Origin of the sequence: Synechococcus sp. R5-12 (assembly GCF_047502655.1) — a bacterium.
Taxonomy (GTDB): Bacteria; Cyanobacteriota; Cyanobacteriia; order Thermostichales; family Thermostichaceae; genus Thermostichus.
This window is the reverse complement of the sequence record NZ_JANSIM010000206.1, coordinates 1-5,738: the sequence shown is the minus strand read 5'-3', so window position 1 is coordinate 5,738 and position 5,738 is coordinate 1. Positions and strand designations below refer to the sequence as shown.

Genomic DNA, 5,738 nt, shown 5'->3' with positions numbered 1-5,738 from the left:
AAGCCCGCCCTGTACTGCGAAGCAGTCAGGGTCGGGTAGTTTACGTTTTCTCCTCACTATGGCACGTCCTTCTTCTCGGCAAAGGCTGCTGAATGCGGCTCGGGAGCTGTTCGTTCGTCAGGGCATCACCCAGACCACCACCCGTCAAATTGCGGATTTGGCCGGAGTGAATGAGGTCACCCTGTTTCGGCACTTCGGCACCAAGCAAGGGTTACTCCTGGCCGTATTTGGGGAGCTGGGGGTCTTTTCCGGCATAGCCGATCTGCCCCTGAAGGCGGATCCCGCCCCCTCTCAAGGCTCTGGGTTACAAGCCATTCTCCTGCGCTACGTCCACACCTGTTTTCGGGCTTTGGCCGACAATCCTGAGCTGGTGCGCTCCCTGGTGGGAGAGGCCGGTCTTTATTCTGAGGAGCATCGTCGCGCCTTGCGGCTGGGTTTTTCTCAGGCCCAAGAACAACTGACAGAGTATTTGCGGCGATTTCCCAACTCTGAGTTGCAATCTGTCGAGCCGGATCGCCTTAATGCAGCCGTTGGGGTTTTGCATGTGATGATTTTGGGAGCAGCCATGCTGGCAGTAACCGCCGAGTTGCCCACCGTTCACGCCGACGGGGCGGAGCCCTCTGTCGAGGAGCAGAATGAGGAGAAACCGGCAGATAAACAATCAGAAGAAAGCGCTGAACCCGACAGGATACCCTCCCTCCTGCAAGCCTGCGTGGAGCTGTGGATGGCAGGCGTGACCAGAATGACAGAACCTACGCCGTAGCGCAGCCACCCACAATTGGACAAGGCTCTCCAAGTGCCCTAGGTGGGCATGCGATACAGCTTCTCCCAACGACACACTGACTACGGCCAATAAATAGCCCCAGACCACAGGGATCCCGGCAACCTGCAGAACTCCCGTGAGCTCGGAACAAACTCTCTCTGTGTGCAAATAGATGTGCAAACAGGTAGATGTGCAAGTAGAAAAGAGAGGAGGTTGTAAGCCGGGTTCTGTAGTGCAGAGTTGCACTGGCGATCATCCATCTGGGAGTGATGTTGCCATCACCCTCTAGCGGCTCACCACCATCGAGAGCACCCTTCCCCGCTTTGGGTACCGTGATCTCGATGCAGCCAACAGGGGCGAAGAACAGCCATGATCCTGCGGCTGCGGCCTTGCTTTCCACCGGGGTTTACCGAGCCAACGCCTCACGACGTTGCTGGTGGGCTCTTACCCCACCTTTGCACCCTTACCTGTGCTGGGATCCCAGCCATCGGCGGTATGTTTCTGTGGCACTATCCTCGCGGTTACCCGCACTGGGCTTTCCCCAGCGGTGTGTTCTTCTGAAAGCCCGGACTTTCCTCATCCCGCTGTCTGGTGGCGACAGCAAGGACGCGATCGCCTGCCCCTCCTCTCTCTTCAGCTCGATCCTACTGCATCTCCCAAACCTAGAAAATCCCGGAAATCGGTACAAACTCCACGTGATCGGGAATGTTGGGGGCCACATGCAGGATTTGTTGGTTCAGATCCATCACCACAGCCGCTACGCTTTCGGTGCGATCCCAGGCGGGCAGATGGGGATCCGGATGGCGGCAGATGCAGTGGGGGGCATTCGTCCGGTCTTGTAGGATTTTTTGAAGAGCGACCGCCTCTAGGGTTCCCGTTTGAGCACTCTGGCGAAGCAAATGATAGGCCCGTTCTAGCCTTGTGGAGGATCCTATATGGGGGGGCAGCTCATCTTCTCGCAAGGCCGGATCCAGGAAATGATTGGTGTGGGCGAGGATCCCTCCTTGAGGGAGATGCAGGCCAATTCCTCGTGGACTGATTTCAAAGCTGATTGCACTAGCGGGCTGTAGGCCTACCGCCTGTCCTGCGGTACCCGCAACGCTGACACAAGAGGAGGCGGTGTAAGGATAGGATCTCACCCTCTCCACAGCTTGCTGCCACTCCTCACACTCCAACAACAAGCGCAATAGCAAATGCACCGGCATTCCCTCGGTTTGCCCATCTAGGGTAGAGCGCAAGAGGTTGAGGGCCACGGCCAACCCTGCTCGGTTGAGGCCGATTTTGGCCAGGATCCCAGCTTCGGTCAGGGTGAGGTAGGCAGGGTGGTTATCGGAGCGAACGCACAACAGCACACAGGCCCTGCGCTGCTCCCCGATCCAATCCCAGGTTTGGGCCAAGTAGGTGTGGTGGGTGGAGGTAGCCTGGGGCAAGGCCGCCAGGGTGGTGCATTCTCCCCCATCTGGGTTGGCTTGGGCTGGATCGATGAGATCAATCCCCTTGAATTCATGAGCAGGATCCGCTGGGTGCTGGGGCACCCCGTTTTGGAGATTGTGTTCCAGAGCAGCGGCGCAGTCGGGATGGGATCCACCGACAACCGATCTGGATAAAATCTCGGTGCGCAAATTGAGGGCCAGAATCTCGGCAAAACGGAAGCCACTCCCCGCGGCAATGCCTTGGATTTCTTCCAGCAGGTGGGGCACGTGGCGCTCTAGCCAGGGCAGGGATCCCTCTGCTTGGGCCTGGGCCTGCTGCCAGGTGAGACCACAGCGGTAGGCAAATTGGCGGGCGTAACTAGCAATGCTGTGGCGAATGAGTTGGGCCGCCTGGGATCCATACTGTTGGCCTCGTTGTTGGGGATCCCCCTGCAGATGAAGAATGGGGAACATGGTGCTGGTTTGCCCGTGACCTCAATAGGTGGGCAGGGAGGGATCCACCTCACAAGCCCAAGCGTGAATGCCGCCGCTGATGTTATGAACCTGAGTGAACCCGTTGGCCTGTAGCCACCGGCTCATCTGAGCAGAGCGGAGGCCATGATGACAGAGCACAAAAGTTGGCTGATCTGGATCCAGCTCTGTGAGGATCCGTTCCCTCCATTCCTCGTACTGGCTCAAGGGGTAGTTGCGAAAGCCCAGGGCATTTAAATTCACCAGCTCCAGCTCTGCCGGTTCCCGCACATCGATCAATTGCAGAGGGCCGGCCTCGGGATCCTGTAGGTATTGGGCCATCTGTTGCGGTGTAATGGAGCGGATGGAGAAGGACATCGCCAACTCTGGTCTACAGGGATCCCTTTTCAAGATACACCGGCTCAGCAGCTGCCCTGAGACTGCCCGCAAAGGTTAAGATGTCACCCTGATTTGGGCTTAGCCTGTGTATGGCTGTGCAACGCTTTTTGATCGACACGGATACGGCTGGAGATGATGTTACCTCGCTGCTCTTTGGGCTGCTCTGGCCCAACAGCATCCTACAGGGCTGCCCGCCGGGGTGAGTTTCATTCGAGATCCCTTTGCGGAAGTGCCCAAACCCGCCGATTATGCCAGCATCTGCAGCGGAGATACCCGTCCGCTGTTCTTTATCGGTGTGGATGCTAACCAAAACTACCTGGGGGATACCGACAACAACCCTGCCACCCTCAACCACGGTCTCACCTCGATGCTGAAGCGGGTGGATATGGCCACCTATGAAGTGATTCGCAGCGTGGTGGAAGGCAACTTTAAGGCAACTTTGTCGGCGGCATTCAAACCTTTGGCCTGGAGAACGAGGGTGTGGGCTATGCTCTGGATGAGTACAACCAAGCCTTGCTCTCAGCGGATTTGGTGGCCGCCGTGGAAGCGGTGAAGCAGAACATTATCGCCGGAACCCTCCAAGTTCCTGGAGAGCGCTAGATTTTTGAGATTTTTGTTGCCGATTGATTGCGGATCCCTTGCGAAGCCTTGACTGAGGAGGGGATTCGTTAGAGGATGCTTTTGCTGAGGGCATTGGATCCCAGCTTGGCCATCTGTACCTTGACCCCGTGGCAGTTGTTTGTTGCTCTTGTTTGTTGCTGTAACAACCTTAACCGCTAAGCGCTTGTAAGGGGCTTTCCACCTATGCTTGGCCAAGTATCCAAATCTGGTTGGGGGATCTGTTCAGCCTTGCTGCCTCTGTTGGCGGGGGTTGCCCTCGGCTGTGGGGGTGGCGGCGGCAGTTCTCCACCTCTTCCTCCGCCAGGTGGCGGGCCCATCATCCTGAGAGTGGATCCGGCCAGTGGCCCCTTTACCAAACTGGCAGACGCAGTTGCAGAGGCGCAGCGACTTCAGACTGCCACAGCCGGCCTGGAGGTGCTGATCGAGATTTTGGGGACGGGCAGGGAAACTTTGCAAAGCAACCTGGCCCTGGATGGCGGCGATGGCACCAACGGCGGTCGCATTCGCATCACCAGCTCCACCGCCTATGAGATCCTGACCGGGCTCTTTGACGTGATTGTAGCCAGCCAAACCAGCCTGCAGGGGGTAGATGTGGTGCTGGGGGGTGGACGGGTGCAGGTGAACAACGGCACTTTTCAGCCGCGCAAGGTCACCCTCAACGACCCTCGCTCCAACATCTTGGTCAACGGCAATGCTGCGGTTCTAGAGGGAGCCTTGAACCAATTGGCCGAGATTTTGTGCCAGCAATTTTTGGATCCCTGTGTGCAGATCTCTGGGAATGGCCGGGTCAGCCGTGTCTCGCCGATTGTCAGTAAAACGGGTGGGGTGGGCATAGGCACTGTGCCGGGCAGCAATCCCATCCTTGAAAACAACACAATTCTCCTGCAGGCTTTGGGGGCTTTGGCCGTTCGCTATGGTGACAACTCCGGCGGGATCTTCCGCAACAACCAAATCGAAGGGGATCCACCCACGGCTGGAGCCGGCTTGGTACTGCAGGCGCGGCAAGCAGGTACGAGTGGCACTACCGGGATTCAGCTGGATGGGGCAGGCTCAATTCCATCCATTCAATCCAACCGGATCGGCGTGGGCAGGATAGCCGGCAGTGTCGGCATTCGTATTTTGCAGGGAACCCAGGCCCGCACCATTTCCGGGAATACGTTCCTAGCTCGGGGCGAGGGCGTAGGAGTGGCAATTCAGGCGGCCCCCGGCACCCCAGATGCGGTAGTCGCAGCCTACCTGGCTGGCAATACTTTCCAAGGAAACTTTGCTCAGAGGGTCACTGGGGAACCTGCGCCCACGCCAACTCCTACCCTGAGGCCACCACCAACTCCTGCACCGACACCCTCTCCCACCCCCACACCTCCAGTATTGGGCACCGGCCCCATTCAAGTTACCTTGAGTTGGAACACCATCGATGACCTTGACCTGTATGTTACGGATCCCACGCAGCAGACCGTGTTTTTTAACAACCGAATTGTCCCTTCTGGAGGACGGCTGGATGTGGATGCCAATGCCGACTGTGTTGCCGTAACCCAAAATGCTGTGGAGAATGTCTTTTGGGCTTCCACCCCGCCCTCAGGGCCATACTTCATCGAGGTGAGATTGTTCCGGCGCTGCTCCCAATCAACTGCTCCCATTCCCTTTACCGTAACGGTTCGCAAGAGCGGAAACGTCGCGCAGACTTTTAGCGGCTTGGCCACATCCCCTGGCTTGGCGGGTAGGTTTACGTTTTCCTTCCCCTGAAGTTAGCCAAGGCTGGCAGCCATCTGCCCTGCCCACGTATGGCCATTTTGGTTCAGACTAGGACACCACACCTATACTCATACTCAGATCTTTGATTGCAGATCGCAGGGTTCAGAAGACCTTATTTCTGCGCCCCAGGCATCTCCTTCCCACTAAGGACAGCTCCAACTTCGCGGCCTCGACGCTTTTTCTGGCCATCACCTTGCGGCAGCGGGCGATGCTGGAAGGCAGTCCCACAAGTTCAAACAGTCACATCCCCTGGGAAAGGGGCTAGGGGTGGCGGACAGCGGCGCGGAGCGCTTTGCGTCAGCATGAGTGCGGGAGTATGT

Annotated in this window: 5 protein-coding genes and 1 other RNA gene; 3 read left to right on the top strand and 3 right to left on the bottom strand. The window is 57.7% G+C overall.

Annotated elements, in window-relative coordinates:
- Positions 1-763, top strand: a 763-nt coding sequence (locus NW843_RS10870) for a TetR/AcrR family transcriptional regulator (protein WP_414522945.1), incomplete at its 5' end; no start/stop codon positions are given.
- Positions 764-963: 200 nt separating this feature from the next.
- Here NW843_RS10870 and rnpB read toward each other — a convergent pair.
- From rnpB to NW843_RS10855, 3 genes are all read right to left on the bottom strand, one after another.
- Positions 964-1,393: RNase P RNA component class A (gene rnpB, locus NW843_RS10865), an RNA gene on the bottom strand.
- A gap of 32 nt (positions 1,394-1,425) precedes the next feature.
- Positions 1,426-2,649: a C45 family autoproteolytic acyltransferase/hydolase gene (locus tag NW843_RS10860; RefSeq protein ID WP_414522944.1), complete on the bottom strand. Its 1,224-nt coding sequence runs from the start codon at positions 2,647-2,649 to the stop codon at positions 1,426-1,428.
- Between the two features lie 21 nt (positions 2,650-2,670).
- Positions 2,671-3,024, bottom strand: a complete 354-nt coding sequence (locus NW843_RS10855; protein ID WP_414522943.1) for a rhodanese-like domain-containing protein — start codon at positions 3,022-3,024, stop codon at positions 2,671-2,673.
- Positions 3,025-3,244: 220 nt separating this feature from the next.
- Here NW843_RS10855 and NW843_RS10850 point away from each other — a divergent pair, with 220 nt between their 5' ends.
- Together NW843_RS10850 and NW843_RS10845 are read left to right on the top strand one after the other, a co-directional pair.
- Positions 3,245-3,598, top strand: a complete 354-nt coding sequence (locus NW843_RS10850; RefSeq protein WP_414418571.1) for a hypothetical protein — start codon at positions 3,245-3,247, stop codon at positions 3,596-3,598.
- A 296-nt stretch (positions 3,599-3,894) separates the two neighbouring features.
- Positions 3,895-5,409, top strand: coding sequence for a right-handed parallel beta-helix repeat-containing protein (locus NW843_RS10845; protein WP_414522942.1), 1,515 nt, complete (start codon positions 3,895-3,897; stop codon positions 5,407-5,409).
- The last annotated feature ends 329 nt before the right edge of the window (positions 5,410-5,738 follow it).